Source organism: Actinocorallia sp. B10E7, assembly GCF_039871655.1.
In the GTDB taxonomy this organism is placed as follows: Bacteria; Actinomycetota; Actinomycetes; order Streptosporangiales; family Streptosporangiaceae; genus Actinocorallia.
The window spans coordinates 58,764-84,604 of record NZ_JBDPLZ010000015.1; the positions used below are offsets into that span (position 1 = coordinate 58,764).

The following is a 25,841-nucleotide window of genomic DNA, read 5'->3' on the forward strand; positions in this document are numbered from 1 at the left end:
TCAGGACTCCCCATATTCGGACGACCCGTCGAGGTCCACGTAGACCTCGTCGTCCTCGATCTTCACTCGGTAGGTGGGCACCGCCTGCGTCGCGGGCGGACCGGTCGGCTTGCCGGTGCGCAGGTCGAAGCAGGACCCGTGCAGCCAGCACTCCAGTGTTCCGTTGTGGACCTCGCCCTCGGAGAGGGCGACCTCGGCGTGCGAGCACAGGTCCTTCATCGCGTACACCTCGCCGCCGGTCCTCACCAGCACGACGGGCGTGTCGTCGATCTCGGCGGCCAGCGGCGCGTCGTCGGCCAGTTGCGCCAGCGGGCAGATCCTCACGAAGCTCATCGGGCGAGCTCCACGTCGATCGCGGCCTCGACCCGCGCGCGCACCTCTTCCACCTCGATCTTCTCGACCAGTTGGTAGAGGAAGCCGCGCACGACCATGCGCTTGGCCTCCCGCGCCGGGATGCCCCGGGCCTGGAGGTAGAACAGCTGCTGGTCGTCGAGCCGGCCCGACGCCGAGGCGTGGCCCGCGCCGGCGACCTCACCGGTGAGGATCTCCAGGTTCGGCACGGAGTCGACCCGGGTGCCGTCGGTCAGCACCAGGTTGCGGTTGAGCTCGTAGGTGTCGGTGCCCTCGGCCTCGGCGCGGATGACGACGTCGCCGATCCAGACGGCGTGCGCGTCGTCGCCCTGCAGCGCGCCCCGGTAGTCCACGCGGGAGCGGCAGTTCGGCACGGAGTGGTCGGCCAGCAGCCGGTGCTCCAGGTGCTGCCCGGCGTCCACGAAGTACACGCCGTACAGCTCGGCGTCGCCGCCCTGCCCGTGGTAGGAGACCGACGGGCGGATGCGCACGAGGTCACCGCCGAGGGTGACGTTGAACCCGCTGAACTTCGCGTCCTTGGCCAGGTGGGCGTGCTGGTGGGAGACGTGCACCGAGTCGGGGTGCCACTCCTGCAGCGAGAGCACCTTCAGCGAGGCCTGCTCGCCGACGATGAACTCGGCGTTGTCGGCGTAGGTGGCCGAGCCGCCGTGGTCCAGGACCAGGGTGGCCGAGCCGAACGCCTCGACGATCACGGTGAGGTGGCCGTAGGCGGCGTTCGCGGCGCCCTCGCCGCGCAGCCGGACGACGATCGGGCGCTCCACGGAGGTCTCCCGCGGCACGGTGATCACCGTGGCGGTGGTGAAGGAGCTGTAGGCCTGGGCCGAGACCCGGTCGGTCGGGGTGTAGCCGGAGCCGACCCGCGGGTCGCCCCGTCCGACGGACTCCACGCGGACCTCGGGGTCCGCCTGGACCTCGACGAGCACCTTGCCGTCGGCGACCGCGGTGCCGTCGTGCAGCCCGCGCAGGCGGCGCAGCGGGGTGAACCGCCACTCCTCCTCGCGGCCGGTCGGCACCGGGAAATCGGCGACGTCGTACGAGGCCTTCTCCGCGAGCGTGGAGACAGGCTTAACTTCCAGGCCCATCAGCCGACGGCCCCTTCCATCTGCAGTTCGATGAGCCGGTTGAGCTCGAGTGCGTATTCCATCGGCAGCTCCCGCGCGATCGGCTCCACGAACCCGCGGACGATCATCGCCATGGCCTCGTCCTCGGTCATGCCGCGGCTCATGAGGTAGAAGAGCTGGTTCTCCGAGACCTTGGAGACGGTGGCCTCATGGCCCATCTCCACGTCGTCCTCGCGGACGTCGACGTAGGGGTAGGTGTCGGAGCGGGAGATCTGGTCGACCAGCAGCGCGTCGCACTTGACCGTGGACTTGCTGTGCTCGGCGCCCTCCTGCACCTGGACCAGGCCGCGGTAGGAGGTGCGGCCTCCGCCGCGCGCCACCGACTTGGAGATGATCGAGGAGGAGGTGTGCGGGGCGCAGTGCACCATCTTGGCGCCCGCGTCCTGGTGCTGGCCGGCGCCGGCGAAGGCGATGGACAGCGTCTCGCCCTTGGCGTGCGGGCCCATCAGGTAGATCGCCGGGTACTTCATGGTGACCTTGGAGCCGATGTTGCCGTCGACCCACTCCATGGTCGCGCCCTCGTAGGCCACGGCCCGCTTGGTGACCAGGTTGTAGACGTTGTTCGACCAGTTCTGGATCGTCGTGTAGCGGCAGCGGCCGCCCTTCTTCACGATGATCTCGACGACGGCCGAGTGCAGCGAGTCGGACTTGTAGATCGGAGCGGTGCAGCCCTCGACGTAGTGGACGTAGGCGTCCTCGTCCACGATGATCAGGGTCCGCTCGAACTGGCCCATGTTCTCGGTGTTGATCCGGAAGTACGCCTGCAGCGGGATCTCCACGTGCACGCCCTTCGGCACGTAGATGAAGGACCCGCCGGACCACACCGCGGTGTTCAGCGCGGCGAACTTGTTGTCGCCCACGGGGATCACCGAGCCGAAGTACTCCTGGAACAGCTCGGGGTGCTCGCGCAGCCCGGTGTCGGTGTCCAGGAAGAGGACGCCCTTCTCCTCGAGGTCCTCACGGATCTTGTGGTAGACGACCTCGGACTCGTACTGGGCCGCGACACCCGCGATCAGCCGCTGCTTCTCCGCCTCGGGGATGCCCAGCTTGTCGTAGGTGTTCTTGATGTCCTCGGGGAGGTCCTCCCAGGACTCGGCCTGCTTCTCCGTGGAGCGCACGAAGTACTTGATGTTGTCGAAGTCGATCTCCGACAGGTCCGACCCCCAGCCGGGCATGGGCTTCTTCTCGAAGAGCCGCAGTCCCTTCAGCCGAAGGTCGAGCATCCACTCGGGCTCGTTCTTCTTGGCCGAGATGTCGCGGACGACTTCTTCGGACAGGCCGCGCTTGGCCGAGGCGCCCGCGGCGTCCGGGTCGGCCCAGCCGTACTTGTAATTGCCCAGACCCTCGAGTTCGGGGTTGGCTGCCGTAGTCATAGGGAGATCCCTCCGGACTCCTCGTTAGCTGCTTTGACCGGTGAAACGTGGGTGGTGCAGACGCCGTCGCCATGGGCGATGGTCGCCAGCCGCTGCACCGGAGTGTCGAGCATCCGCGCGAACGCCTCGGTCTCGGCCTCGCACAACTGCGGGAACCGCTCGGCCACGTGCGCGACCGGGCAGTGATGCTGGCACAGCTGGGTCCCGCCCAGAACGCCGGGGCCCTTGCCGGCCGTGGCCGCGTACCCGTCCGCCGACAGCGCCTCGGCGAGCGCGTAGACCCTCTCCTGCGGCGGCAGGGCCCGCAGCCGGGGGGCGTAGCGCTCCTCGAGGTCGGCGAGCTGGCGCCGGGCGAACTCCGACACGGCGTGCTCTCCGACCGTCTCGGCCAGGAAGCGCAGCGCGCTCGCGGCCAGGTCGTCGTAGGCGTGGACGAACGCGTTGCGGCCCTTGTCGGTGATCGCGAAGAGCTTGGCGGGGCGGCCCCGCCCCCGCGACGCCGACGGCCGCGCCCGGCGGATCTCGATCATGCCGTCGGCGAGCAGGGCGTCGAGATGCCTGCGGACCGCGGCGGGGGTGAGCCCGAGCCGTTCGCCCAATGCGGATGCCGTCACCGGACCGTTCTCGAGAATGAGCCGCGCCACGCGGGCGCGGGTGTCACGCTCGGCCCGAGGCACGCCGGAGCCGCCCGCGGCGTCGGCCGCGGCGCTCCCGACGTGGGGCGTGAACTCGGGCATGTTTTTCACAACATCAGTGTGCCGTAATTCCTTCCTCCGAGACAAACGAATGACGGTAATCCACCTCACGCAGGCAAGCCTTACCTAAGTTTCGATCTCCCCCGGGCGGCCCGCGAAGACCCGCGGGAGCGCGGGGATCATGTCGCCTCGCGCTCCATGGGGCACGACATGCAGCGGGGTCCGCCGCGTCCGCGGCCCAGCTCGCTGCCGCGGATGGTGAGGACCTCGATCCCCTTCCTTCGCAGGAAGTTGTTGGTCGTGGTGTTGCGCTCGTAGGCCACGACCACCCCGGGTTCGAGGGTGAGGACGTTGCAGCCGTCGTCCCACTGCTCGCGTTCGGCGGACAGAACGTCCTGGGTGGCGGTGCAGACCTCGATCTCGTCGATGCCGATCGCCCGCCCGATGGCCTTGTGCATGTCCTCGGGGGCGTGGTCGGTGACCTTCAGCTCCTTCTCGTTGTCCCCGGGCTCGACCGTGTACGACGCGAGCATCCCCATGCCCGCGTACTTGGTGAAGATCCCGGGCGCCACGTTGGTCATGACGGTGTCCAGATGCATGAAGACCCGTGCCTTCGGCATGTCCAACGCGACGATCTTCCGTGCGGCGCCGGCCTGGAACAGCCGCCGCGCCAGCATCTCCACCGCCTGCGGCTGGGTGCGCTCGCTCATGCCGACGAGCACCGCGCCCTCCCCCAGGACCAGGATGTCGCCGCCCTCGATGGTGGCGGGGGCCATGGGGGTGCCGTGGTTCCAGACGTGGAAGCCGCCCTCCTCGGGACGGTCGTAGCCCTGGGCGAACAGGGGGTGGTACCGGTAGATCGCCTCCATGATCACCGTCTCGCGGGTGCGGGCCTTCTTGCGCATCACGTTGATGGACAGGCCGTCGTAGATCCAGCAGGAGGTGTCGCGGGTGAACAGGAGGTTGGGCAGCGGGGGGAGGATGAATCCGTCCGGGTGCAGGGAGTGGAAGGCGATCGACTTCGGCTCGGCGATGCGCGTCAGCAGCTCGCGCTTGGTGACGCCGCCGGTCAGGGTCAGTGCCAGCTCCGGGACGGGCATGGAGTCGAGCGCGCCGAGGATCGCGTCGGTGGCCAGGGGGCCGAACCAGCGCTCGTCCACCACCCTGCCCAGGATGTGCTTGCGCGCCTCGGGGACGGCGATCGTCTCCTGGAGCAGGTCCATCAGCAGATGGACCTCGATCCCCCGGCCCTCCATCAGCCGCCGGAACTCGTCGTGCTCCTCGCCGGCGCGTTCGACCCACAGCACGTCGTCGAACAGCAGTTCGTCCTTGTTGGAGGGGGTCAGCCGCTTGAGCGCGAGGTCGGGCCGGTGCACCAGCACCCGCCGCAGCCTCCCGACCTCCGAGTCGACGTGGAACGTCATGAGACCGTCATCGCTTTGATGTCCTTCTTCTCCGGGTTGGGCATGATCTGCCTCCCCGGTGATCACCGAGCGGAAACTCCCCGGCTCAGTCGCGGTCCCCGCCGGCCTCCGCCAGCGCGTTGGCGCCGCCCACGATATCGCTCAGCTCGTTGGTGATCTCGGCCTGGCGGGCCTCGTTCGCGCGGCGGCTCAGCTTGAAGATCAGCTCCTGGGCGTTCTCGGTGGCCGCCATCATCGCCTGCCGGCGCGCGGCGTGCTCGGAGGCCGCCGACTCCAGCAGCATGTTCCAGATCCTGCCGTTCACGTACTGGTGGATCAGGGCGTCGAGCACCTCGCCGACCGAGGGCTCGAAGTCATGGGAGGCCACCGGGCCGCCTTCGGGCAGCGCCTCGACCTCCTCGACCTCCAGCGGGAGGATGCGGTGCACGGTCGTCCGCTGCGCGATCATCGAGACGAACTGGGTGAAGACGACATGGACCTCACCGACTCCCCCCTCGGCGGTGGGCGTCTCGAAGGCCTCGACGAGCAGCCGCCCGATCTCGGCGGCCATCGCGTAGGAGGGCTCGCCGGACTGGCCCGTCCACTGCCCGGCCAGCGGACGCCGGTTGAACAGGAAGTTGTCGACGCCCCTGCGGCCGGTGACGTGGTACACCGGCTCCTTGCCCTCGCCCGCCAGCAGTTCGGCCAGCTGCCGCCCGGCCCGCAGCACGTTGCTGTTGTAGCCGCCGCAGAAGCCCCGGTCGCTGGTCATCAGCAGGACCGCCACCCGCGAGGCGTCGGTCTTCCGGTTGAGCAGCGGATGGTCCTCATGGGCGTTGTGCGTCAGCAGGGCGCTGACCGCCCGGGTGATCTGGCGCGCGTAGGGGCCCGAGGCCGTCTGGCGGGCCTGGGCCCTGGTGATCTTGGAGGTGGCGATCAGCTCCTGCGCTCTGGTGATCTTCGCGGTGGACTTGATGGACCGGATCCGGCTCCGCAACTGCCTGAGTTCTGCCCCCATAACTGGACAGTGCCAGACGATCGCCGCCATAACCCCTCAGGCAGCAGAGAATTGGGGGACGGCTTACCCGCGGCCCGGTTTCTTTACCCGCGGGGGCCGCTCGGCCGCGGCCCCCGTCAGGCCGCCGCCTGCGGCGGCCCTAGACTCGTGGCCATGGCAGCGCCCCCCGCACTCGAGATCACCGGACTGGTCAAGCGGTACGGTCCGGCCGCCGCGGTGGACGGGCTGTCGCTCACCGCGGCCCGCGGCGAGATCACCGCGCTGCTCGGCCCCAACGGGGCGGGGAAGACCACCACGATCGAGATCTGCGAGGGCTTCCGCGCCCCCGACGCGGGCACCGTCCGGGTCCTCGGCCTCGACCCGCGCGACCGGGCGCTCAAACCGCGCATCGGGGTGATGCCCCAGACCGGCGGAGTGCCCGGCACCGCCAGGGCCGGGGAGTTCCTCAGGCTCATGGCCTCCTTCCACCGCGACCCGCTGGACCCCGCCGCGCTCCTGGACCGGCTCGGCCTCACCCCGCACGCCCGCACCCCCTACCGGCGCCTGTCGGGAGGCCAGCAGCAGCGGCTGTCCCTGGCCGCCGCGCTGGTCGGCAGGCCCGAACTCGTCTTCCTCGACGAGCCGACCGCCGGGCTCGACCCGCAGGCCAGGCACGCCACCTGGGAGCTGGTCACGGATCTGCGCGCGGCGGGCGTCTCGGTGCTGCTGACCACCCACTTCATGGACGAGGCCGAGCAGCTCGCCGACCACGTCGTGATCGTCGACCACGGCCGGGTCGTCGCCGAGGGCAGCCCCGCGGAGCTGACCGGCGCCGAACGCCAGCTGCGGTTCCGCGCGCGGCCCGGCCTCGGCCTGGACGAGCTGCTCAGCGCGCTGCCCGCGGGCAGCGCCGCCAAGGAGTCCCCGGCCGGCCACTACCTCGTCGAAGGGGACGTGCGGCCTGAGCTGCTGGCCACCGTCACCGCCTGGTGCGCGGCCCACGGCGTGATGGCCGAGGACCTGCGCATCGAACGCCGCACCCTGGAAGACGTGTTCCTCGAACTGACCGGCAGGGAGCTGCGCGGATGACCGCCCACAGTCCGAAGGTCCTGGACCTCGCCCCGCGACCCGCCGCTGCCCCGCTGCCGAAGATGGTCGCCGCCCAGACCGCCTACGAGGTCAAGGGCATGCTGCGCAACGGCGAGCAGCTGCTGCTGACGATGATCATCCCGGTGTTCCTGCTGGTGCTGTTCAGCGTCACCACGCTGCTGGACCTGGGCGCCGGCTCCCGGGTCGACTTCCTCACACCCGGCATCATCGCGCTGGCGGTCATGTCGACCGCCTTCACCGGCCAGGCCATCGGCACCGGCTTCGAACGCCGCTACGGCGTGCTGAAGAGGCTCGGCGCCACCCCGCTGCCCCGGTCGGGGCTGATCCTGGCCAAGACCCTCACGGTGGTGCTGGTCGAGCTCCTCCAGGTGGTCGTCATCGGGGCCGTCGCCCTCGCCCTCGGCTGGTCCCCCCAGGGCAACCCCGCCGCGGCCCTCCTGGCCGTCCTGCTGGGCACCGCCGCCTTCAGCGGCTTCGGGCTCCTCATGGCCGGGACCCTGCGCGCCGAGGCCACCCTCGCCGCCGCCAACCTGGTCTACGTCCTGCTGCTCCTCCTGGGAGGCGTGGTCTTCCCGCTGAGCAAGTTCCCCGAGGGCCTCCGCCCCGTCCTGGAGTACCTCCCGATCTCCGCCCTCACCGAGGCGCTGCGCACCGTCCTCACCGGTGGCGAGGCCCTCCCCGGCAAGGAACTGCTCGTCCTCGCGGGCTGGGCCGTGGCGGGTCTCGTCCTCGCCGCCCGCTTCTTCCGTTGGGAATGACCACCCCGCGGGCCGGGCGGCTCGGGCTGGGGGCGATGCCGCCCTCGGTGCTGGTGCTGGGCGGCATCCTCTCGGTGCAGGCCGGGGCCGGGCTGGCCAAGGGGATGTTCGACCAGGTGCCTCCGACGGTCGTGGTGGTGCTGCGGCTGCTGGTGGCCGCGGTAGTGGTGGGATTCCTGGCGCGGCGGGCCCTGCGGCGGGTGCGGCACGACCACGACGCGAAGGACCTGGCGGTGGCGGCGGGCCTGGGCCTGTCGCTGGCGCTGATGAACTTCTCGATCTACCAGTCGATCCAGCAGATCCCGCTGGGCGTCGCGGTGACCATCGAGTTCCTGGGGCCGCTGCTGGTCTCGGTGGCCGCCTCACGCCGGCCGCTGGACCTGGTCTGGGCGTTCCTGGCCTTCGGCGGCGTGCTGCTGCTGTCGCGGGACGACGGCGCGGTCACCCTCCCCGGAGTGCTGTGGGCCCTGCTGGCCGCCGTGGGATGGGCCGCCTACATCCTCTTCGCCTCCGCCACGGGACGGCGGTTCCCCGGCAGCACCGGCCTGGCTCTCGCCAGCGCCGTCGCCACCGTCGCGGTCCTGCCGATGGGACTCCACGCCCTCGCCGGGGCGGGAGGCCCCGGGGTACTCACGCCGTCCCTGCTCGCGCTGGGCCTCGCGGTGGGCCTGCTGTCCTCGGTGGTCCCCTACACCCTGGAGCTGGAGGCACTGCGGCGGATCCCGCAGCGGGTGTTCGGGATCCTCATGAGCGTCGAGCCCGCGGTGGCCGCGCTGATCGGCGTCCTGCTGCTCGAGGAGTTCCTCGGCCCGCTCCAGTGGGCCGCCATGGGCGCGGTGATCGTCGCCTGCGCGGGGGCCACGCTCACCGCGCGGGACGGCGCCGGAACCTGACCCGGATCAGACCATCGCGCGGGCGGTCCTACGATGAGGCCGTGGCTGTGACGATCCCTGAGAACAAGACCTCCCCGCTGCTCAAGGCCAGGGACGCGGTCTGGAATCCCACCCCCGGCTCGCTGCGGTTCCTGGCCCTGCTGGGCGTGGTCGTGAACGCCGGGATCGTGCTCACCGGCGGGGCCGTCCGGCTCACCAAGTCCGGCCTGGGCTGCCCCACCTGGCCCAAGTGCACCGGCGAAAGCCTCCTGCCGAACTCCTCGCCCGAGCACTCCCCGCTCAACATGGCCATCGAGTTCGGCAACCGCACCCTGACCTTCCTGGTGCTGGCCGTCGGGATCGCCGTCTACGTGGCGGCCCGCAGGCTCTCGCCCAACCGCCCGGAGCTCACCCGCCTGGCGCTGTGGCAGCCGGTCGGCGTCGTCGTCCAGGCCGGGGTCGGCGGCCTCACCGTCCTCACCAAGCTGCACCCGACCATGGTCTCCCCGCACTACCTGCTCTCCATCGCGCTGATCTTCGTGGCGTTCCTGCTGTACGTCCGGGCGGGCGAGGGCGACGGGCCCGTCCGGCGGCTGGTCGAGCCGCTGGTGCACCGGCTCACCCTGGCGCTGGTCTGGGTGGTCGTCGCCGTCCTCGCCGTCGGCACCTTCGTCACGGGCTCCGGGCCGCACGCGGGCGACGCCGAGGCCACCCGCCTTCCCTTCCCGATCACGGACATCACCCGGATCCACTCGCTCCTGGCCTGGGCGACCGTCGGCCTGACGGTGGCGCTGCTGGTCCTCCACCGCAGGACCGGCGCCCCCGCCGGGGTCCGCAGAGCCGGCCTCCTCCTGCTGGGCGCGATCCTCCTGCAGGGCGTCATCGGCTACGTGCAGTACTTCCTGGGGGTGCCCGAACTCCTGGTCGGCGCCCACGTACTCGGCTCGACCCTGCTGTGGATCGCCGCCCTGAACCTCCTGTACTCCGGCCGGACCCGGCCCGCCCCGGCGGCCCCCGCCGGAACCCCGGCTCCGGCCGCCGCCCGCAGGCCTTAGCCGGGCGGCGGGGCGAACCCCGAGGGCCCCCAGGGCGGCGGGGCCAGAGGACCCGCCGGGATGCGGCTGAGGGCCAGCGCCTGGCGGGCGACGCTCATCAGCTGGAGGAGCTCGCTGCGGCGGCGGGCGAAGAACGGGACGTCGATCACCCCGTTGTCCATGCGCTTGTGCAGCAGGACCAGCTCCGTGGCCGCGAGCTGGTAGTCGCTCATCGCGCGGGCCGCGCCCTTGCCTCCGATGGAGCGCGCCCAGCGGCGGGCCTCGCGGCGCAGCGGCATCTGGCCCAGCATCGCGATGTCCTGCGGCGAGACCAGGCCCGTCTGCAGGTAGACGGGCAGGTAGTGGCCGATCTGGCGGACCAGCGCCCGGCGCTCCATGAAGATCAGGGTGAGCAGGACGACCAGGATGCAGAAGTCCAGCAGGTAGATCACCGCGAGCCAGCCCACGCTCATCAGCGTGCCGCCGTTCCACAGGGCGTGCAGCAGCGTCGCGGCCAGCAGGCCCATCACCAGGGCGGTGACCCTGCCGGTGCGCCGGTTGGCCGCGTACGCCACGCCCAGGCCCGTCATCGCGGTGAACAGGGGGTGGCAGAAGGGCGCGACGAGGCCGCGCAGGAGGAAGACCGCCTCCAGCCGCTGGGTGCCGCCGCCGTCCAGGGCCTGCAGGTAGTAGGCGATGTTCTCCATCATCGCGAAGCCGAGGGAGACCATCGTGGCGTAGACGAACCCGTCGGTGACGCCGTCGATCTCGTTGCGGCGGAACCAGAGCAGGACGAACAGCACGGCGCCCTTGAGGGCCTCCTCCACCACGGGGGCGCCCACCACGGTGGTCCAGAACCTGCCCTGCTCCCCGAAGACCGGCTCGGTGACGTACTTCAGCCCCGCCGTGTTGAGGATCAGGGAGCCCAGCACCGCCACGCCCGCCCCCCACAGGAAGGCGAAGAGCAGGTCCCTGGCCGGTTCGGGCTCCAGCCGGTCCAGCAGCAGCACCGCCGCGACCAGGAGGGGCACCGGCAGGACCGCCAGGCCCACGCAGACGAAGAAGTTCGCCCCGCCTCCCAGCAGGGCGAACAGGACCAGGGCCGTCAGCGCGCACAGCGAGGTGCCGACCATGCCGACCATCAGCTTGATCGAAGGCCGTCCGGGCGTGCGGCCCGCCAGGATCGCCTGCGGATCAAGGGAGGTCATGCCGCGAGCGTAGTCGAGCGGAACCGGACGCGTTAAGCCCGGACGCGGCGGTCACTGGAAGAGGAAGTCGATCGCCACGGCGGTGAACAGCAGCGCCAGGTAGGAGTTCGACAGGTGGAAGAAGCGCATCGGCCGCAGCAGCGCGCCGGTCAGGCCGCGGTTGACCCGGGCCAGCAGCCGGTGCCCCTCGACGAGGAAGACGGCGCCGAGGATGATCGCGACCGCGCCGTAGACGGGGGTGAGCCCGGCCACGGGCCACAGCGCCAGCGAGCACAGGACGGTGGCCCAGGTGTAGACGAGGCTCTCCACCACGACCCGCTTCTCGCTCGCCACCACCGGCAGCATGGGGATGCCGGCGACCGCGTAGTCCTCGCGGTAGCGCATGGCCAGCGTCCAGGTGTGCGGCGGCGTCCAGAGGAAGACCACGCCGAACAGCACGAACGGCGTCCAGGCCAGGGAGCCGGTGACGGCGGCCCAGCCGATGAGGACGGGCATGCAGCCGGCGATGCCGCCCCACACCACGTTCTGCTTCGTGCGGCGCTTGAGCACCAGCGAGTACACGAAGACGTAGAAGAGGATGGCGCCCACCGAGAGGGCGGCGGCCAGGGCGTTGACGGTGATCAGGAAGCCGACCGTGGAGATCACGCCGAGAGCGGCTCCGAACACCAGTGCGGCGCCGGGGCTCACCTGGTGGCGGGCCAGCGGGCGGCGGCGGGTGCGGCGCATCTTGGCGTCGATGTCGCGGTCGATGAAGCAGTTGACGGCGTTGGCGCTGCCCGCCGACATCGTCCCCCACACCAGCGTGAACAGCACCAGCCCCAGGTCGGGAACGCCCTTGGCGGCCAGGAACATCACCGGTAGCGTGGTGATCAGCAGAAGTTCGATGACCCGTGGCTTGGTCAGGGCCACGTAAGCCCTGATCTTGGCACCGAGCGTACGGGCCTGACCGTCTTCCGTGAGGAGGGCGGCAGGCGGATCCGCTTCGAGCTCGACACCGGTCGTGCCGCCGAGCCGGTTACTGAGCACCGTCACAACAGGGAAGCCTTCTGTTCATGGAAGCCTGATTTGCGACCGCCCCGTGCGACCGCGCCATCACTGTAGCCCCGGCCTGGGACACACCCGCCACCGGGTGCGGTGTTTCACCTGTCTTCTCCCTCGCCACGGGGAACCGGTGCGGGGTTGGCCGGGGAATCATCGGGCATGTGCCCGGTGTTCCGGGTAAAGGACCCAATGGTTTAGACCAATACCTCCGACCAGCATAATGAGTAGGCTCGGAGAGATCGGCGCCCCGGGGCACGGGCGTGGTCGACCTGACATCCCAACATCTGGAAGGACCTGAGCGTTCCGGTGACTACCGACAACAACCACCTTGACTGGTCCGAGCTGGACAACCGGGCCGTGGACACCGTCCGCGCCCTCGCGATGGACGCCGTCGAGAAAGTGGGCTCCGGGCACCCAGGCACCGCCATGAGCCTCGCTCCGGCCGCGTACCTGCTCTTCAACAAGGTGCTGAAGCACGACCCGTCGGACCCGGCCTGGCCGGGCCGCGACCGTTTCGTCCTGTCGTGCGGGCACTCCAGCCTGACCCTCTACATCCAGCTGTACCTCTCCGGCTACGGCCTCTCCCTCGACGACCTCAAGGCTCTGCGCACCTGGGGAAGCGCCACTCCCGGCCACCCCGAGCACGGGTTCACGCCCGGTGTGGAGACCACCACCGGGCCGCTGGGCCAGGGCATCGCCAACGCCGTCGGCATGGCCATGGCCGCCCGCCGCGAGCGGGGCCTGTTCGACCCCGAGGCCCCGGCCGGCGCCTCGCCGTTCGACCACACCATCTGGGCCTTCTGCTCCGACGGCGACATCCAGGAGGGCATCAGCCACGAGGCCAGTGCGATCGCCGGCCACCAGCGGCTGGGCAACCTGGTCGTGGTCTGGGACGACAACCGCATCTCGATCGAGGACGACACCCAGATCGCGATGTCCGAGGACGTCATCGCCCGCTACGAGGCCTACGGCTGGGACGTGCACCGCGTCGACTGGCTGAAGACCGGCGAGTACGTCGAGGACGTCGAGCGGCTGCACGCCGTCCTGCAGGCCGCCAAGAGCGAGACCGGCCGTCCCACCTTCGTCGCGCTGCGGACGGTCATCGGCTGGCCCGCGCCGAACAAGAAGAACACCGGCAAGATCCACGGCTCCGCGCTGGGAGCCGACGAGGTCGCCGCCACCAAGAAGATCCTCGGCATGGACCCCGAGGCGGCCTTCGAGGTCGACCCGCAGGTGCTCGAACACGCCCGCAAGGTCGTCGAGCGGGGCCGCGCCCTGCGCGCCGAGTGGGACGAGAGCTTCGCCGCGTGGCGGGCCGCCGACCCCGAGCGCGCCGCCGAGTACGACCGCATCGCCAAGCGCGAACTGCCCGAGGGCTGGGCGGCGAAGCTGCCGTCCTTCCCCGCGGGCAAGGACGTGGCCACCCGTGCCGCCTCCGGCGAGATCCTCGGCGCCGTCGGCCCGGTCCTGCCGGAGCTGTGGGGCGGTTCGGCCGACCTCGCCGAGTCCAACAACACCACGATCAAGGGCGAGCGGTCCTTCATCCCGGCGGAGTTCCAGACCGACACCTGGCAGGGCGGCCCGTACGGCCGCACCCTGCACTTCGGCGTGCGCGAGCACGCCATGGGCGCGATCCTCAACGGCATCGCCCTGCACGGCGGCACCCGCCCCTACGGCGGCACCTTCCTGGTCTTCTCCGACTACATGCGCCCGGCCGTCCGGCTGGCCGCGCTGATGGAGCTGCCGGTCACCTTCGTGTGGACGCACGACTCCATCGGCCTGGGCGAGGACGGCCCGACCCACCAGCCGGTCGAGCACCTGTGGGCGCTGCGCGCGATCCCGGGCCTGGACGTGGTCCGCCCGGCCGACGCCAACGAGACGGCCGTGGCCTGGCGCACGATCCTGGAGCACAACGACCGTCCGGCGGGCCTGGCGCTGACCCGGCAGAAGGTGCCGGTCTTCGACCGGGACAGGTTCGCCTCCGCCGAGGGCACCGCCCAGGGCGGCTACGTGCTCGCCGAGGCCGAGAGCGGCCACCCCGAAGTGATCCTCATCGCGACGGGCTCCGAGGTGGAGATCGCGCTCGCCGCGCGTGAGACCCTCGAGGCGGAGGGTACGCCGACCCGGGTGGTTTCCATGCCGTGTGTTGAGTGGTTCGCCGAGCAGGAGCAGTCCTACCGGGACGAGGTCCTGCCGCCCTCCGTGCGCGCCCGGGTCTCGGTCGAGGCGGGCATCGCGCTCGGCTGGCACCGGTTCGTGGGCGACGCGGGCGAGTCGGTCAGCCTCGAGCACTTCGGCGCCTCCGCCGACTACAAGACCCTCTACCAGGAGTTCGGTCTCACCCCCGACCGGGTGGCGGCCGCCGCGCGGTCCAGCCTCACCAAGGCCAAGGGATAGTTCATGACTGAAAATCTCAAGACTCTCTCGGACGAAGGCGTTTCCATCTGGCTCGACGACGTCAGCCGGGAACGCCTGCGTTCGGGCAACCTCGAACAGCTCGTCAGGGACAAGCACGTCGTGGGGGTCACCTCCAACCCGACGATCTTCGCCAACGCGCTCAGCAAGGGCGACGCCTACGACGCCCAGCTGCGTGAGCTCGCCGTGCGGGGCGTGGGCGTCGACGAGGCCTCCCGCGCCATCACGACCTACGACATCCGCTGGGCCTGCGACGTCCTGCGCCCGGTCTACGACCGGACCGACCGGGTCGACGGCCGGGTGTCCATCGAGGTCGACCCGCGCCTGGCGCGGGCGACCGAGGCGACGATCGCCGAGGCCAAGGCCCTGTGGTGGACCGTCGACCGGCCCAACCTGCTGATCAAGATCCCGGCCACCCTGGAGGGGCTGCCGGCGATCACCTCGGTGCTGGCCGAGGGCATCAGCGTCAACGTCACGCTGATCTTCTCCGTCCAGCGCTACGGCGAGGTCATCGACGCCTACTTCGCCGGGCTCGAGCAGGCTCTGGCCAAGGGCCTGGACATCAGCGGGATCGAGTCGGTCGCCTCGTTCTTCGTCTCCCGGGTGGACACCGAGGCCGACAAGCGGCTGGAGAAGCTGGGCAGGCCCGAGCTCAAGGGCCGGGCCGGAGTGGCCAACGCGCAGCTCGCCCACGAGCTGTACGACCAGAAGTTCTCCTCGGAGCGCTGGAAGGCGCTGGAGGCCGCGGGCGCCCGCCCGCAGCGGCCGCTGTGGGCGTCCACCGGCGTGAAGGACCCGTCCCTGCCGGACACCCTGTACGTCACCGAGCTCGTCGCCCCCGGCACCGTCAACACGATGCCCGAGGCCACCCTCGACGCCGCCGCGGACCACGCCGTGATCCACGGCGCCACCATCGTCGGCGCCGAGACCTACGCGGCGGCGCACGCGGTCTTCTCCGAGCTCAAGGACGCGGGCGTCGACTACGACGACGTCGTGCGGGTCCTGGAGGACGAGGGCGTGGAGAAGTTCGAGACCTCCTGGAACCAGCTCCTCGAGACCCTGAAGGGCGAACTGGAGGCCAAGGCGTGACATCAGTGGTCACCGCCGCAGGAGTCTCGGTCACTCTGCGCGGTGAAGCCGCCGAGGAGACCGAGACCGCCCTGCAGAGGCTGATCTCCGACGGCGTTCCCGGCGCGCTCGCCGCCAAGAACGCCAGTCTCTGGGGTCCGGACGCGATGGACGAGGCGGGCCGCCGGCTGGGCTGGCTGGATCTGGCCCAGACCTCGCGTCCGCTGGTGGGCCCGTTGAACGAGCTGGCCGCCGAGTACCGGGCCGAGGGTCTCGACCACTTCGTGCTGGCCGGCATGGGCGGCTCCTCGCTGGCCCCCGAGGTGATCACCCGCACCGCCGGGGTGGAGCTGACCGTCCTGGACACCACCGACCCGCACCAGGTCGGCCGGGTCATCGCCGACCGGCTGGAGCGCACGGTCGTGGTGGTGGCGTCCAAGAGCGGCGGCACCATCGAGACCGACAGCCACCGGCGGATCTTCGAGCAGGCCTTCAGGGAGGCCGGGATCACCGGCGACGCCCTCAAGCGCCGGTTCGTGGTGATCACCGACCCGGGCTCCCCGCTGGAGAACTCCGCCCGCCAGTGCGGCTACCACGTGGTCCTGGCCGACCCCGATGTCGGCGGGCGCTACAGCGCGCTGAGCGCCTTCGGCCTGGTGCCCTCGGCCCTGGCCGGGGTCGACGTGGGGCTCCTGCTGGACGAGGCGGCGGAGCTCTCCCCCGCGTTGCGCCAGCCGTACGACAACCCGGGCCTGACGCTGGGCGCGGCGCTCGGCGCCGCGGCGGCCGGGGGTCACGACAAGCTGCTCCTGGCCGACGCCGACTCGGGCATCACGGGGTTCGGCGACTGGGCCGAGCAGCTCATCGCCGAGTCCACCGGCAAGGAGGGCAAGGGCATCCTGCCGATCGTGCTGGAGGGCGTCGACGCGCCCGGCTTCGCTCCCGCGCCGGACGCGCGGGGCGCGGTGCTGGGCGAGTTCGACACCTCGGCGATCACGGTCAGGGGCCCGCTGGGCGCCCAGTTCCTGCTCTGGGAGTACGCCACCGCCGTCGCCGGCCGGGTGCTGGGCATCAACCCGTTCGACCAGCCCAACGTCCAGGAGTCCAAGGACAACACGGGGGCCCTGCTCAAGGCCGCCGAGGAGGGGGGCACGGCGGCGCTGACCGCCGGGGAGCCCGACTTGGTGGCCGGCGCCGTCGAGATCCACGCCGACGGCGCGCTCAAGGCCGACACCCTGCCCGAGGCTCTCGACGAGCTGCTCGCGCTGGTGCCCGGCCACGGCTACCTGGCCGTCATGGCCTACCTGGACCGCACCGGGGACGACGCCGAGGCCGCCGCGCTGCGGGGGCTGCTGGCGAAGCGTTCGGAGTCGGTGCGCGGCGGCCAGGGCCCTGCCCATGTCACCTTCGGGTGGGGTCCGCGGTTCCTGCACTCCACCGGCCAGTACCACAAGGGAGGCCCGCAGAACGGGGTGTTCCTGCAGATCACCGGCGAGGTGGAGCGGGACGTCCCGGTTCCGGGCAGGCCCTACAGCTTCAGGACGCTGCAGCTGGCCCAGGCCGTCGGCGACCTGCGGGCCCTGCGCTCGCGCGGGCGCCCGGCGGTGCGGCTGCACCTGCGTGACCGGGCCGAAGGACTGGCGCAGCTGCTCGACACGTTGAGAAACTGAGGAATATCGCACATTGCCGGGTCGTCCCCGTCTACTACTGAGACGGGGACGACCCGGCGGCCCACGGCAGACCGGTCGATCCCCTCCGCAAGACCGTGCTCCACCAGTCGAACGAACGACTCGTAGGAAAGGGACCGGGCATGCCATCGCCCGCTGAACTGATCGGGATCGACGGGAACCCCTTGCGGGATCCCCGTGACAAGAGACTGCCCCGCGTCGCCGGACCCAGCGTGCTGGTCCTCTTCGGGGTCACCGGCGACCTCTCGCGTAAGAAACTCCTTCCCGCCATCTACGACCTGGCGAACCGGGGACTGCTGCCGCCGGGCTTCTCGCTGGTGGGCTTCGCCCGCCGGGACTGGGAGAACCAGGACTTCCGGCAGCTCGCCTACGAGGCGGTCAAGCAGAACGCCCGCACCCCCTTCCGGGAGGAGGTCTGGAACCACCTGTCGGAGGGCATGCACTTCGTGCCCGGCGAGTTCAGCGACCCCGGCGCGTTCGACGCGCTGGCCATGGCCGTGAAGGAGCTCGACGAGACCCGCGGCACGGGCGGCAACTACGCCTTCTACCTGTCCATCCCGCCGAAGTTCTTCGACGTGGTCGTGGAGCAGCTGCAGCGCAGCGGGCTGGCGGAACGTTCCGAGTCGGCCTGGCGCCGGGTGGTGATCGAGAAGCCCTTCGGCCACGACCTGGCCAGCGCCCGGGAGCTCAACAACATCGTGCACCGGGTCTTCCCCGAGGAGTCGATCTTCCGGATCGACCACTACCTCGGCAAGGAGACGGTGCAGAACATCCTGGCGCTGCGGTTCGCCAACACGATGTTCGAGCCGGTCTGGAACCGCTCGTTCATCGACCACGTGCAGATCACCATGGCCGAGGACATCGGCATCGGGGGGCGCGCCGGCTACTACGACGGCATCGGCGCGGCCCGCGACGTGATCCAGAACCACCTGCTGCAGCTGCTGGCGCTGGCCGCGATGGAGGAGCCGACCTCCTTCAGCGCCGAGGCGGTGCGCGCGGAGAAGGCCAAGGTGCTCTCCTCGGTGCGCCTGCCCGACGACCTGTCGCTGACCACGACCCGCGGCCAGTACGCGGCGGGCTGGCAGGGCGGGGTGGACGTCCGCGGCTACCTGGAGGAGGAGGGCATCCCCGAGTCCTCCACGACCGAGACCTACGCCGCGGTCAAGCTGGAGATCGACTCCCGGCGCTGGGCCGGGGTGCCGTGGTACCTCAGGACGGGCAAGCGCCTGTCGCGCCGCACCACCGAGGTCGCCATGATCTTCCAGCGGGCGCCGCACCTGCCGTTCTCCCAGACCGAGACCGAGGAGCTGGGCCAGAACGCCCTGGTCTTCCGGGTGCAGCCGGACGAGGGCATCACGGTGCGGTTCGGCTCCAAGGTGCCGGGCACCTCGATGGAGGTCCGCGACGTCAACATGGACTTCGCCTACGGCGAGTCGTTCACCGAGTCCTCGCCGGAGGCCTACGAGCGGCTGATCCTGGACGTCCTCATCGGCGACCCGCCGCTCTTCCCCCGGCAGGAGGAGGTCGAGCTGTCGTGGCAGATCCTCGACCCGATCGAGGAGTTCTGGACCGGCCAGGGCAGGCCCGAGCAGTACAAGTCCGGCGGATACGGTCCCAAGTCCGCTGATCTGATGATGAAGCGTGATGGCCGCGCTTGGCGGAGGATCTGACGTGAACATCGATCTCACCTCGACCACCACTCGGCGCATCCAGGACGCGCTGACCCAGGCCCGGCACCAGATGGGCGGCCCGACGATAGGGATGGTGCTGACCCTGGTGATCGTCACCGACGAGTCGGCGCAGTACGACTCGCTGCGCGCCGCCAACGAGGCGGCCCGCGAGCACCCGTGCCGGATCCTGACCGTCATCTCCCGCGATCCGCGGGGCAGCTCCTCCCGGCTCGACGCGGAGATCCGCATCGGCGAGACGGGGCCGGGCGAGACGGTGCTGCTGCGCATGTACGGGCCGCTGGCCCAGCACGCCGACTCCGTGGTGGTGCCGCTGCTGGTGCCGGACGCGCCGGTCGTCGTCTGGTGGCCCGGCCAGCCGCCGGAGAACCCGGCGGAGGACCCGCTGGGCGCGCTCGGCCAGCGCCGGGTCACCGACAGTTACGCGGCGCCGGACCGGCTGGAGGCGCTCTGCCGGCTCAGCCGCTCCTACGCCCCGGGCGACACCGACTTCGCCTGGACCAGGCTGACCCCGTGGCGCACCCTGCTGGCGGCCTCGCTGGACCAGGCGACGCCGCCGCTGCGCTCGGCGGAGGTGCTGGGCGAGGCCGACAGCCCGAGCGCGGAGCTGCTCGCGGCCTGGCTGGAGGTCCGGCTGGGCATCCCCGCCCACCGGCTGGTCTCCGACGGTCCCGGCATCACCGCGGTGGTCCTGCACAGCGACGGGGGCGAGCTGGCCATGACCCGGCCGGACGGGCGGGTGGCGACGATGTCGCGGCCCGGCCAGCCCGACCGGTACGTGGCGCTGACGCGGCGTCCGATCGCCGAGCTGCTCGCCGAGGAGCTGCGACGGCTGGACCCCGACGAGGTCTACCACGAGTCGGTGATGCGCTTCGAGAAGGAGCAGAGCCGTCGCGGGGCCGCGCAGGACGCCTTCGGCGAAGGCGCCGAGGCTTCCGGGGAGTCCGGGGACCCCGAGACCGCCAGAAGCACCGACATCACCGCTCCCGCGCCCGACACGGGTTCCTCCGCGGCGGGCAAGGTGCGGCAGAGCAGGAAGAAGGCCGGCTCTTGAGCGCGCCCGGGGTCCTGGTCCATCCGAACGCGGAGCTGCTGGCCGCCGGCGTGGCGGCGCGGTTGATCACCCGGCTGGTCGACGCGCAGGCCCGGCGGGAGATCGCCTCGGTCGTGCTCACCGGCGGCGGGGCGGGGCTGGCCGCGCTGGCCGCCGTCGCGGACAGTCCCGCCAGGGACGCCGTCGACTGGGGGCGGGTCGACGTCTGGTGGGGGGACGAGCGCTTCCTGCCGTCGGGGCATCCCGAACGCAACGAGACGGGGGCGCGTGAGGCGCTGCTGGACAAGGTGCCGGTCGATCCGGCGCGGGTCCATGCGATGCGCGGGCCCGACGGCCCGGACGGCGACGACGCCGACGCGGCGGCCGCGCGGTACGCCGCCGAGCTGGCCGACGCGGCGGGGGGCGCGCCGGTCCCGGCGTTCGACGTGCTCATGCTGGGGGTGGGGCCGGACGCCCACATCGCCTCGCTGTTCCCGGGGCAGCCGACGCTGCGCGAGGAGAGGCTGACGGTGGTGGGGGTGCACGGTTCGCCGAAGCCGCCGCCGACCCGGATCTCGCTCACCGTCCCGGCGATCCGGGCCGCCGAGGAGGTCTGGGTGATCGCGTCGGGTTCGTCCAAGGCGGAGCCCGTCCGGCTGGGCCTGACGGGCGCGGACCCGGTGGAGGCGCCGGTGGCGGCGGCCCGCGGCCTGTGTTCGACGCTCTACCTGCTGGACCGGGACGCGGCCTCCGCGCTCCCGGCGGGGTCGCGGCCGGCCTGAGGCCCGGTCAGGCGTCGCTGAACCTGATCCAGAACTCCCGGCCGTTGGTGTAGCCCATCAACGGCCGGCCCAGCGTGTCCGAGGCCCGGCGGGTGACCTCCTGGAACATCCGCTGGAGCTCCTCGGTGTAGGCGCTGATCCTGAAGGTCTCCCCCTTCTGGACCTTGGCGACGACGATCGGCACCATCTCCCGGACGAAGCGTTCCTCCTCGACCGGGCTCAAGGGCTGTGTCATGTCCGGGACGATACCCGTTTCCTCCGGAACACGGTGATGAGTCGCCAAGCTGATGGATCGGTGGGCGGCACGTCGGCGAAGTCGCCGTACCGAGCGGTGATCTCCAGGGCCGTCCCGGGGTGTTCGGCGGCGGCGACCCGGACGGCGGCCTCCAGTTCGGTGGCGGTCCAGAACCGGTAGGGCACGGTGCCCTCGACGACCCGGACCCGCGCCGGGCCGCCGGGGCGCGCAGGGGGCTCGGTGACCTTGATCAGGACGTGGTCGTCCACGAGCTGGGTGAGCGGATCCAGGGCGTCGTCCAGGGAGCCCCAGCGCACCTCGGCGGTGACGCCGTCCCGTTCGGTGGTCCACTCGGTGGAGGTGGACGGTTCGGTACCGAGCCGGTCGCCGGGGTGGCTCATCTCCAGGATGTAGACCGCGCCGTCCGCCAAGTGGGCGGCGGCGCGGGTGAGGTGCGCGGCCATGGCGTCGAGGGTGTGCAGGTGGGCGGTGCTGTCGAGCATCGTGACGATCAGATCGAAACGCTCGGGGAGCTCGAAGTCCGTCATATCCGCTTGGACGACGGTCAGTTCGGGTGCCCGGGCGGCGGCGTAGGCGCACATCGCGGGGCTGAGGTCCAGCGCGGTGGCCTTCAGGCCCCGGCGGGCGAACTCCCTGGCGTGCTCGGCGGGGCCGGCCGCCAGCTCCAGGACGGTCTCCGGCGTCCGCCCGTGGCGGGCCGACCAGCGCAGGAGCGCGTCCACTTCGGCGGGGACGTCGCGGAAGGCGCAGGAGAGTTCGTAGGCGGCTGGGTCGTCGTAGATGGACACCCCGACATCGTCCCAGCCCTGGAGCGTTCCAGCTACGCGGCCGCGGCGGCCTCCTCGAGCGCGATGACGATCTCCAGCACGGACGGGTCCTCGGTCCGGCCGGCCCGGCCGCCCAGGGAGGTCAGCAGCCTGCGCATCCGGGCGTTCTCGCTGAGGACGCTGGCGCGCAGTTCCCGCAGCCCCTCCCGGCGTCCGAGGTCCACCATCCGCTCGGCGAGTGCGCGGCCCAGGCCCCTGCCCTGCCAGCCGTCCTCGACGAGGAAGGCGAGCTCGGCGGCGCCGGGCCGGGAGAGGTACATCAGGTGGCCGAGCGCGACGACGTCGCCCTCGGTGCTCTCGACCACCAGGGTCAGCCCGCGGGAACGCTCCAGGAACAGGTCGAAGAGCCGCTGCGGCAGGCCGGGCTTGGCGCTGAAGTACCGCATCCGGCGGCTGTTCACCGAGCACCGCGCGTGCATGGCGGCGACCGCCCGCTGGTCGGACGCGGCGAGGGGCCGCATGGAGACCGTCGCCGACGGCGGTGAGATCGGTGGCTCGATGAGAACTGTCATTGGAATTCCCCCTTGGTGTGTGATGCGTCCAGGTTTCCCGGCCCGTGTTACGAGGTCGTGTGGCGAGAGTTTCCGGCGGGCGAAGCGACACGTGATGTCCATCTCGTTGGGAGATGCAGGAAGATAGGCACCATGTCCCGGGTGAACAGGCCTTTCGTGAACGGCGCGGTGTCCCACTGGTTCGAGGAGATCGCACTCCCCCGGCCGTCAGCGCCGCTGCCGGGCTCCCGCGAGGCCGACGTGTGCGTCATCGGCGCCGGCTACACCGGCCTGTGGACCGCGTATTACCTGAAGAAGGCGCGGCCCGACCTGCGGATCGTCGTGCTGGAGAAGGAGTTCGCCGGGTACGGGGCGTCCGGCCGCAACGGCGGCTGGGTCCTCGGCGAACTGGCGGGGTCGGCCTCGCGTTACGCGCGCACGCACGGCAAGGACGCCGTCCTCCGATTGCAGCGGGCCATGTTCGACTCCGTCTCGGAGATCGTGCGGGTCGCCGCCGCGGAGGGCGTCGAAGCCGATCTGGAGCACGACGGCGTCGTGACCGTCGCGCGCAACCGGGCGCAGCTGCGGCGGCTCACCGCGCTGGTCGCCCACGAGCGGGAATGGGGCTGGGGCGAGGACGACCTGCGGCTGATCGAGCCGGGCGAACGCGTCGCCGTGGCCGGGACGGTGGGCGCGTCCTGGAGCCCGCACTGCGCCCGTGTCCAGCCCGCGAAACTCGTCCGGGGCCTGGCCCGGGTCGTCCGGGAGCTGGGCGTCGAGCTTTACGAAGGGACCGAGGTCACCGGGTTGCGTCCGCGCGGCGGCGGCCTGTCCGCGGCGGCCGTGACACCCCATGGGACGGTCAGGGCAGAATACGTCGTCCGCGCCACCGAGGGGTTCACCGCCGCCTTCCCCGGCGCGCACCGCGACTGGCTCCCCATGAACAGCTCAATGATCGTCACCGAGCCGCTGCCCGAGGAGGTCCTGGACGGGATCGGCTGGCGGGGCGCGGAGCTGCTCGGCGACATGGCGCACTACTACATGTACGCCCAGCGCACGGCGGACGGGCGCATCGCCTTCGGCGGCAGGGGGAAGCCCTACCGGTACGGGTCGCGGATCGACGACGCGGGCCGCACCCCCGAGGCGACGGTCCTGGCCCTGCGCGCGCTGCTGGCCGACATGTTCCCGGCGGCGGCCTCCGTCCCCGTCGCGCACGCCTGGTCGGGGGTCCTGGGCGTGCCCCGCGACTGGTGCTCGACCGCCTCCGTGGACCACCGCACCGGACTGGGCCACGCCGGCGGCTACACCGGCCACGGCGTGGCCACCTCCAACCTCGCCGGACGGACCCTGCGCGACCTGCTGCTGGGCGAGGAGACCGGCCTGACCACCCTGCCGTGGGTGAACAGGCCGGCCCGCCGCTGGGAGCCCGAGCCGCTGCGCTGGCTCGGCGTCCAGCTCATGTACTCCCTCTACCGCGCCGCCGACGACCGCGAGAAGAGGATCCACCGCACCTCGAAACTCGCCCGGCTCGCCGACCTGCTGTCCGGCCGGTGAGCCGGTGCCGTGCGCGGGCTCAGGGCGCGGGAGCCCAGCCCGGCATCGGGTGGGCGCCCATGAACTCGCGGATCTCGGCGGCGATCCGGCCGAGGAGCGCCTCGTCCTCGTGCGCCTTGACGACCTCGTCGATCCAGCCCGCGACGCGAGGCATGTCCTCCTCGGTGAGGCCGCGCGTGGTGATGGCGGCGGTTCCCAGCCTCAGGCCCGACGGGTCGAACGGCTTGCGAGGGTCGAAGGGGACGGTGTTGTAGTTCAGTTCGACGCCCGCCGCGTCCAGCGCCTGGGCCGCGGGTTTGCCCGCCACTCCCCTGTTCGTCAGGTCGATGAGGACGAGGTGGTTGTCGGTGCCGCCGGAGACCAGGTCGAACCCGCGCTCCAGCAGGGCCTGGGCCAGCACCCGCGCGTTGGCGACGACCTGGTGGGCGTAGGCGGAGAAGGCCGGGTCGGCCGCCTCCTTCAGCGCCACCGCGATGGCGGCGGTGGTGTGGTTGTGCGGGCCGCCCTGCAGGCCGGGGAAGACCGCCTTGTCCAGCGCGGCGGCGTGCTCGGCCGTGGACATGATCATCGCGCCGCGCGGGCCGCGCAGGGTCTTGTGGGTCGTGGTGGTGATCACGTCGGCGTGGTCGGCCGGGGAGGGGTGGGCGCCGCCCGCGATGAGCCCGGCCAGGTGCGCGATGTCGGCGACGAGCACCGCGCCGGCCTCGCGGGCGATCTCGGCGAAGGCCGGGTAGTCGATCGTGCGGGGGATCGCGGTGCCGCCGCAGAAGATGAGCTTCGGGCGCTCCTTCAGCGCCAGGTCGCGGACCTCGTCCAGGTCGACGCGGCCGGTGTCGGCGCGCACCCCGTAGCGCACGGGCGTGAACCACTTGCCGGTGGCGCTGACGGACCAGCCGTGGGTGAGGTGGCCGCCCATCGGGAGGGCCATGCCCATGACGGTGTCGCCGGGCCGCAGGAACGCCAGGTAGGCGGCGAGGTTGGCGGGCGAGCCGGAGTAGGGCTGGACGTTGGCGTGCTCGACGCCGAACAGGGCCTTGGCCCGGTCGACGGCCAGGGTCTCCACCTGGTCCACGAACTGCTGGCCCTCGTAGTACCGGCGGCCCGCGTAGCCTTCGGAGTACTTGTTGGTCAGGACCGAGCCGGTGGCCTCCAGGACCGCCGGGGAGACGTAGTTCTCCGACGCGATCAGCCGGAGCTTGTCGTGCTGGCGGGCCGCCTCGCCCTCGATCAGGGCGGCGAGGGCCGGGTCGGCGTCGTGCAGATGGGACAGGGCTGGCCGGTGCATGGCGTTCCTCCACGAGTTCGCGCGGAGGCACCCAGGCGCGCGGTGCCCGCTCGATCTCGCTCCCCGGTGGTGCTCCACCTTGACTGCGCCAGTCGCTTCTGTCTTCGGCGATCGTACAAGAGGGAACGAGATGAACACCATGGAATTGATCCTGATCCGGCACGGTGAGAGCACCGGGAACGCGGCGCGCCAGGCCGCGTTGCGAGCGGGCGCCGAGGTCATCAACGTCCCCGAGCGGGATCCTGACGTCCCGCTGTCGCCGCGCGGCCGGGAGCAGGCGCTGAGCCTCGGCCGATTCCTGGCCGAACAGGAGCCGCCGGATCTGATCGTCTCCTCCCCTTACCTTCGGTCGCTGGAGACCGTCCGCCTGGCCACCGGGCGCGACGACATCCGGCTGGACGAGCGGCTGCGCGACCGGGACCTGGGGGCGTTCGACCGGTTGACGCCCCACGGGATCCGGGCGCGCTTCCCCCAGGAGTGGCGACGCAAACAGGAGCTGGGGAAGTTCTACTTCCGGCCGCCTGGCGGCGAGTCGTGGGCCGACATCGCGCTGCGGCTGCGCTCCTTCCTGCGGGACCTGCCGCCGGAGAGCAGGACGCTGGTCTCCACCCACGACGCGGTGATCTTCGTCTTCGCCTATCTCCTCGAAGGGCTGGCCGAGGACGAGCTCATGGAGTTGGAGCGCACGCCGGTGGCCAACTGCTCGGTCTCGCACTGGCGCGACGGGGAGCGGCTGGTCTTCAACCAGGTCTCGCACCTGGGCTGAGCTG

24 protein-coding genes are annotated in these 25,841 nt (G+C 71.4%); 12 read left to right on the forward strand and 12 right to left on the reverse strand.

Annotated elements, in window-relative coordinates; all coding sequences use genetic code 11:
* The 6 genes from ABGB12_RS32705 to ABGB12_RS32730 form a co-directional block, all read right to left on the reverse strand.
* Entirely contained in the window at positions 1-333 is a 333-nt protein-coding gene (locus ABGB12_RS32705) for a non-heme iron oxygenase ferredoxin subunit (protein ID WP_347684013.1), read from the reverse strand.
* Positions 330-1,454 (reverse strand): Fe-S cluster assembly protein SufD, encoded by a 1,125-nt coding sequence (gene sufD / locus ABGB12_RS32710; protein WP_347684014.1) that lies wholly within the window; start codon positions 1,452-1,454, stop codon positions 330-332. Before sufD ends, ABGB12_RS32705 begins: the two co-directional genes overlap by 4 nt.
* On the reverse strand, positions 1,454-2,866 hold the full coding sequence (sufB, locus tag ABGB12_RS32715; RefSeq protein WP_347684015.1) for a Fe-S cluster assembly protein SufB: 1,413 nt from the start codon (positions 2,864-2,866) through the stop codon (positions 1,454-1,456). Before sufB ends, sufD begins: the two co-directional genes overlap by 1 nt.
* Positions 2,863-3,603, reverse strand: a complete 741-nt coding sequence (locus ABGB12_RS32720) for a metalloregulator ArsR/SmtB family transcription factor (RefSeq protein ID WP_347684016.1) — start codon at positions 3,601-3,603, stop codon at positions 2,863-2,865. The genes sufB and ABGB12_RS32720 overlap by 4 nt, the downstream gene beginning before the upstream one ends.
* 137 nt (positions 3,604-3,740) lie before the next feature.
* Positions 3,741-4,985 carry an arginine deiminase gene (locus ABGB12_RS32725; RefSeq protein ID WP_347684017.1) on the reverse strand — a complete coding sequence of 415 codons (1,245 nt, stop codon included), beginning with the start codon at positions 4,983-4,985 and terminating at the stop codon, positions 3,741-3,743.
* A gap of 85 nt (positions 4,986-5,070) precedes the next feature.
* Complete coding sequence (locus ABGB12_RS32730; RefSeq protein WP_347684018.1) at positions 5,071-5,982, reverse strand: F0F1 ATP synthase subunit gamma; 912 nt, start codon at positions 5,980-5,982, stop codon at positions 5,071-5,073.
* A gap of 153 nt (positions 5,983-6,135) precedes the next feature.
* On the opposite strand from ABGB12_RS32730, the gene ABGB12_RS32735 reads away from it, so the two are divergent.
* Genes ABGB12_RS32735 through ABGB12_RS32750 form a run of 4 tightly spaced genes read left to right on the forward strand, consistent with a single transcriptional unit; the run spans position 6,136 to position 9,756 of the window.
* A complete protein-coding gene (locus tag ABGB12_RS32735; RefSeq protein WP_347684019.1) occupies positions 6,136-7,050 on the forward strand; it encodes an ABC transporter ATP-binding protein in 915 nt (304 codons plus the stop codon).
* Positions 7,047-7,829, forward strand: coding sequence for an ABC transporter permease (locus ABGB12_RS32740; RefSeq protein WP_347684020.1), 783 nt, complete (start codon positions 7,047-7,049; stop codon positions 7,827-7,829). Before ABGB12_RS32735 ends, ABGB12_RS32740 begins: the two co-directional genes overlap by 4 nt.
* Positions 7,826-8,722: an EamA family transporter gene (locus tag ABGB12_RS32745; RefSeq protein WP_347684021.1), complete on the forward strand. Its 897-nt coding sequence runs from the start codon at positions 7,826-7,828 to the stop codon at positions 8,720-8,722. The genes ABGB12_RS32740 and ABGB12_RS32745 overlap by 4 nt, the downstream gene beginning before the upstream one ends.
* 41 nt (positions 8,723-8,763) lie before the next feature.
* Entirely contained in the window at positions 8,764-9,756 is a 993-nt protein-coding gene (locus ABGB12_RS32750; protein WP_347684022.1) for a COX15/CtaA family protein, read from the forward strand.
* On the opposite strand, the gene ABGB12_RS32755 is transcribed toward ABGB12_RS32750, so the two are convergent.
* Positions 9,753-10,943 (reverse strand): PrsW family intramembrane metalloprotease, encoded by a 1,191-nt coding sequence (locus ABGB12_RS32755; RefSeq protein ID WP_347684023.1) that lies wholly within the window; start codon positions 10,941-10,943, stop codon positions 9,753-9,755. The genes ABGB12_RS32750 and ABGB12_RS32755 overlap by 4 nt on opposite strands.
* A 51-nt stretch (positions 10,944-10,994) precedes the next feature.
* Positions 10,995-11,975, reverse strand: coding sequence for a heme o synthase (locus tag ABGB12_RS32760; RefSeq protein WP_347684024.1), 981 nt, complete (start codon positions 11,973-11,975; stop codon positions 10,995-10,997).
* 315 nt (positions 11,976-12,290) lie between these two features.
* Here ABGB12_RS32760 and tkt point away from each other — a divergent pair, with 315 nt between their 5' ends.
* The 6 genes from tkt to pgl all read left to right on the forward strand — a co-directional run bounded on the left by tkt (position 12,291) and on the right by pgl (position 20,658).
* Positions 12,291-14,381, forward strand: a complete 2,091-nt coding sequence (gene tkt / locus ABGB12_RS32765) for a transketolase (protein WP_347684026.1) — start codon at positions 12,291-12,293, stop codon at positions 14,379-14,381.
* 3 nt (positions 14,382-14,384) lie between these two features.
* The gene (gene tal, locus ABGB12_RS32770) at positions 14,385-15,488 is read left to right on the forward strand and encodes a transaldolase (RefSeq protein WP_347684028.1); all 1,104 of its coding nucleotides are present in this window, start codon (positions 14,385-14,387) and stop codon (positions 15,486-15,488) included.
* A complete protein-coding gene (locus ABGB12_RS32775; protein WP_347684030.1) occupies positions 15,485-17,137 on the forward strand; it encodes a glucose-6-phosphate isomerase in 1,653 nt (550 codons plus the stop codon). Before tal ends, ABGB12_RS32775 begins: the two co-directional genes overlap by 4 nt.
* Before the next feature lie 140 nt (positions 17,138-17,277).
* Positions 17,278-18,825: a glucose-6-phosphate dehydrogenase gene (gene zwf / locus ABGB12_RS32780; protein WP_347684032.1), complete on the forward strand. Its 1,548-nt coding sequence runs from the start codon at positions 17,278-17,280 to the stop codon at positions 18,823-18,825.
* A gap of 1 nt (position 18,826) precedes the next feature.
* Positions 18,827-19,897: a glucose-6-phosphate dehydrogenase assembly protein OpcA gene (gene opcA, locus ABGB12_RS32785; RefSeq protein WP_347684034.1), complete on the forward strand. Its 1,071-nt coding sequence runs from the start codon at positions 18,827-18,829 to the stop codon at positions 19,895-19,897.
* Positions 19,894-20,658, forward strand: coding sequence for a 6-phosphogluconolactonase (gene pgl, locus ABGB12_RS32790; protein WP_347684035.1), 765 nt, complete (start codon positions 19,894-19,896; stop codon positions 20,656-20,658). The genes opcA and pgl overlap by 4 nt, the downstream gene beginning before the upstream one ends.
* Positions 20,659-20,665: 7 nt before the next feature.
* Here the strand turns inward: pgl and ABGB12_RS32795 are convergent, their stop codons facing one another.
* The 3 genes from ABGB12_RS32795 to ABGB12_RS32805 are packed head-to-tail and all read right to left on the reverse strand — an operon-like array spanning position 20,666 to position 22,253.
* The gene (locus tag ABGB12_RS32795; protein ID WP_347684036.1) at positions 20,666-20,893 is read right to left on the reverse strand and encodes a hypothetical protein; all 228 of its coding nucleotides are present in this window, start codon (positions 20,891-20,893) and stop codon (positions 20,666-20,668) included.
* On the reverse strand, positions 20,890-21,702 hold the full coding sequence (locus ABGB12_RS32800) for a class I SAM-dependent methyltransferase (protein WP_347684037.1): 813 nt from the start codon (positions 21,700-21,702) through the stop codon (positions 20,890-20,892). The genes ABGB12_RS32795 and ABGB12_RS32800 overlap by 4 nt, the downstream gene beginning before the upstream one ends.
* 32 nt (positions 21,703-21,734) lie before the next feature.
* Entirely contained in the window at positions 21,735-22,253 is a 519-nt protein-coding gene (locus tag ABGB12_RS32805; RefSeq protein ID WP_347684038.1) for a GNAT family N-acetyltransferase, read from the reverse strand.
* 132 nt (positions 22,254-22,385) lie between these two features.
* On the opposite strand from ABGB12_RS32805, the gene ABGB12_RS32810 reads away from it, so the two are divergent.
* On the forward strand, positions 22,386-23,786 hold the full coding sequence (locus ABGB12_RS32810; RefSeq protein ID WP_347684040.1) for an FAD-dependent oxidoreductase: 1,401 nt from the start codon (positions 22,386-22,388) through the stop codon (positions 23,784-23,786).
* A 19-nt stretch (positions 23,787-23,805) separates the two neighbouring features.
* Here ABGB12_RS32810 and glyA read toward each other — a convergent pair whose 3' ends face one another.
* Complete coding sequence (gene glyA / locus ABGB12_RS32815) at positions 23,806-25,071, reverse strand: serine hydroxymethyltransferase (protein ID WP_347684042.1); 1,266 nt, start codon at positions 25,069-25,071, stop codon at positions 23,806-23,808.
* A gap of 139 nt (positions 25,072-25,210) precedes the next feature.
* Here glyA and ABGB12_RS32820 point away from each other — a divergent pair, with 139 nt between their 5' ends.
* Complete coding sequence (locus tag ABGB12_RS32820) at positions 25,211-25,837, forward strand: histidine phosphatase family protein (RefSeq protein WP_347684044.1); 627 nt, start codon at positions 25,211-25,213, stop codon at positions 25,835-25,837.
* The last annotated feature ends 4 nt before the right edge of the window (positions 25,838-25,841 follow it).